Genomic DNA, 2713 nt, shown 5'->3' on the forward strand with positions numbered 1-2713 from the left:
GCCGAATTCCGAGAAAAACTATTTGGCCAAACAGGCTTTCTTAGAGACTACCTCAGCTAGAAAAACCAATCTATAAAAGCCCTCATCAGCGGGCTTTTATAGAAATAACTCTTTTAATTTTTATGCATTTTGATTGACTTTAACTTTCTATTTTGAATTGGCTTAGATCACTTAGACCAAGAAAATAATCTAGCAATCTCTCCCTTTCACCTACCCCACCAGAGCTTAAAAGCTGAATAATTGTGCCTTCCACCATATATAAAAATAGTTCGGCATCGGTAAAAGAGACATCGGGTTTAAGCAATCTAAGTTGGCTATAAATCTCATTTTTTAGCCATGTTCTATAGCGTACTGCGGATTGATAAGCGTTGGGATAGCTATTTTTAATCTCAAAAATGGCTTTAAATAATAAGTAATACGGCCCTTCTATATCGGTATGTAAATCATAAAGCTTTTTGAGTTTATCTATTGTGGGAGTACTTAAGTCATATTCGACCATTGCGACTACTTGTTCTTGGAGCTTTTCTTTTTGCACCATCAGGCAAATTTCAATAAGCCTTTCTTTAGAGTGAAAGTAATTATAAAAAGTCGCTTTTGTAATCTCTGATTCTTTCACTATTCTGTCGACGCCAATAAGGTGGAACCCACGGTGGTGAAACAGATCAATTGCTTTATTTACAACATATAAGGCACGTGTTGGGAGAACTAAATTTGGCATAATTTTACCGTTATAAATTCTTGTTGTTTATAAATGAGATACTTTTTTGGGAGAAAAAAAGGCACAGCAAAGCCTATAAAGACTGTGCTTGGCACATCTCAAGTTTTATTGTTGCTAAGTTTTTGGTTGTAACGATTTAAAGCCTGAAAGCGCTAATGGCCCTCAAACTGCTTTAAGCTTATGTGGTGTCGTTATAGCTTTTGGCATTGAGAGCCAAGAAATAATGGATGTGCAAAGCCAACTCCTTTTTATTGGGAGTTCTGCCAAAGCATTAAAATTATGGTGGCAGAACGAGAAAGGGTTAGCAGACTAGTATTAACTCAAACTAGCACACCCGAAGGTGTCCCTCTCCCGTCCTACCGCTACGGGAGGAGACTGGGAGTTTACACATAAGACTATTCCTCAGAAGAAATAATCCTGATGTGGTCGAAAAAATCGGTCCGCGACGACCGGCTGGCAATGTGGCCAGCAGGCAAAGAATAGTGCCCAACCCTTTTGCAGTCAAGCACGCAAAATGCCATTTGTTTTAAATTAAATCATTAGAAAAGTAAGGCTAAATAATGGGTGGGTTATTGTTAAGTGGGGCGTTATGAAGGGATAAGAAGTATGAAGGTATTTTTTTATAGATAAGATTAGCCTTAAAATTAACTAAATTTGCTATCTTTTAAAAAGTGACTCCTATTAAAACAGCAGTCACTTTTTAATCATCTCATAATGAATAGTTAATATATAATGTAGCGCAAGACACTTCTAAAAATTAATTAATCACTTTTTACTAGCTTTGAATAACATTCCGACTGGGGATTGCTTTACTTTTTTATTCTGGTCAACCAAATCACGGAATCTTTGAGGGATTTCTCTTAATTTAGGAGCATCAAGTAGTTGATCTGCGGCTAATACTGCTAAACCCCACGTAGGTGTACCAGTTAAAGCCGCTCCTATTTCTATTCCTCCTGATACAATCCAAGAACCTATATCGAATCCAGCAAATTTCCAATTTTTAGCTTTCAATTCATCAAGCTTCTTACGATGTTTTTCAAAACTTTGTTCAATATTTTCTAATATTTGATCTCTAGTTCTAAAACAATTAGTAGGATTAGTATCTATTAGCTCTTTAATATTATTTCCTAAAATACTTCTAATTTCTTCTAAAGCTCCTTGCTTACGTAACTCTAATAATGATTCAGGTGGAATATTCCCAAGCCACGGTAAGTCAGTTTTAGATAAATCAGTCAAGCCTTTAGTAATATGTAGATCTTCAGAACCATAATATTCTTGAGCTTTTTCAGCATCGTACTCCAATTTCCAGTTAAAAAACTGCCAAGATGTTTCAGCTTCTATAATTGGAGTGCCTGAAAGTTGCCGTGCTTTAATTAAGAGCTCGTTACTCACTGACATCCGACCAATAGTTTGTATTGTAAATAATAAACCTGGTTCAGTCCCGTTCATGGCTTTTAGCTCATCGCCTTTTACTGCTTTAATTATTTGTTCTTCTAAAGAACCTTTCCAGTTTGTATCAAATAAAACCCTACTTTTATCTGTTATTGCTGTAATAGTTTTTTCTACTGTGTCTAAACTTATACAGAATTCATTGAATTCATCAATATTTTCAAATCTTCTACCAAATATCTTGCTAGCATGAATTAGAGCATCATTTTGAGAAAATTTATAAATAAAATCTCTACCATTCTCTTCTAAATATGATAAATCTGGAAGTATGACAACGACCGGCATGCCCTCTTCAACGCATGCTAAGTTTCTGTATTTGAGAAGATTCATAGCATGCTTTATTAAAAAAAAGACAGCTTTTTCTTTTGGATAAAGTTCAAATATGTGCTGTGATCTTACGTAAGGATCTGGTAAAACAATAGTATCAGTATAGATACCACATTTTGATGCAATATTTTCATTATGAGTAGGAAACAAATCTCCACCATATACACCAGTAAGGTTTGAATGATTATCTTCCAAATGCCAGTAACCTATATCACCGAC

2 protein-coding genes are annotated in these 2713 nt (G+C 35.1%); both read right to left on the minus strand.

Features of this window, described 5'->3' with window-relative positions:
- Positions 1-139: 139 nt before the first annotated feature.
- Positions 140-718 (minus strand): TetR/AcrR family transcriptional regulator, encoded by a 579-nt coding sequence (locus tag VXQ92_RS15560; protein ID WP_416682402.1) that lies wholly within the window; start codon positions 716-718, stop codon positions 140-142.
- Positions 719-1483: 765 nt separating this feature from the next.
- On the minus strand, positions 1484-2713 hold a 1230-nt coding region (locus tag VXQ92_RS15565), incomplete at its 5' end, for a hypothetical protein (protein WP_416682404.1).

The organism is Acinetobacter sp. 228 (assembly GCF_048147885.1).

Coding starts and splice junctions, on each gene's coding strand:
- VXQ92_RS15560 (WP_416682402.1), bottom strand. CDS start 718: ATGCCAAATTTAGTTCTCCCAACACGTGCCTTATATGTTGTAAATAAA.